The organism is Microbacterium barkeri (assembly GCF_027921765.1).
In the GTDB taxonomy this organism is placed as follows: Bacteria; Actinomycetota; Actinomycetes; order Actinomycetales; family Microbacteriaceae; genus Microbacterium; species Microbacterium barkeri.
This window is the reverse complement of record NZ_BSEJ01000045.1, coordinates 1-712: the sequence shown is the minus strand read 5'-3', so window position 1 is coordinate 712 and position 712 is coordinate 1. Positions and strand designations below refer to the sequence as shown.

Sequence of the window (712 nt, the reverse complement as noted above, 5' to 3'; positions counted from 1 at the left end):
CCGTTCATGCCGGCAGTGGCCAGCAATGCCTGGACAAACGCACGCTCAATTTTTTGCGGATCGGTTTCGCGTCGTGCGCGAACCTTGTCAAAGCCAATGATGAACTCTTTGGCTGTGCGGTCGCGGCGCAGCATCTGGATCGCATCGCTGGGGACCACTTCGCCGCAGAACATGCCGAAATGGCGGTCGAAATGCTTTTGCTCGATGGAGACGCCGGAGGATATCGACGGGCTATAAATCAGGCCGTCGTACTTCTTCACCATCTTCTTCGGTTTATTGGTGAATTCTTCAACCTCGGGTTCCGGCTTGCTCTTCTGGTTTACGCAGAGGAATTTTTTCTCCGGGTAGCGCTGGCGCAGCGTGGCGGTAACGTCTTCTGCGAAAGTTGAGCTATCGGTCGCCAGCATGATTTTTTCACCGAGTTCCACCGCTTTAATCACCTCGGTCATGATGCGATCTTTCTCGGTGTAAAATACGCGGATAGGTTCGCCCGTTTCGCGGTTGCGAACGTCGACCGGCAATTCGATAACGTGAATTTGCAGCCATGCCGGCAGGCCCATTTCTTCGCGGCGCTTCATCGCCAGTTCTGCCAGGTCGACCAGCAGATCGTTAGCATCTGCGTCTACCATGATGGGGTGCAATTCAGTTCTGGCCAGCGCGTCGATCAGCGTATTGAAAACGGCGACCGGGTTCTCCATTGCGCGGCCAGAAA

Annotated in this window: 1 protein-coding gene; it reads right to left on the bottom strand. The window is 55.1% G+C overall.

Annotated elements, in window-relative coordinates:
• A partial coding sequence (locus PKE79_RS16525; protein WP_271174790.1) for a hypothetical protein occupies positions 1-712 on the bottom strand: 712 nt, incomplete at both ends.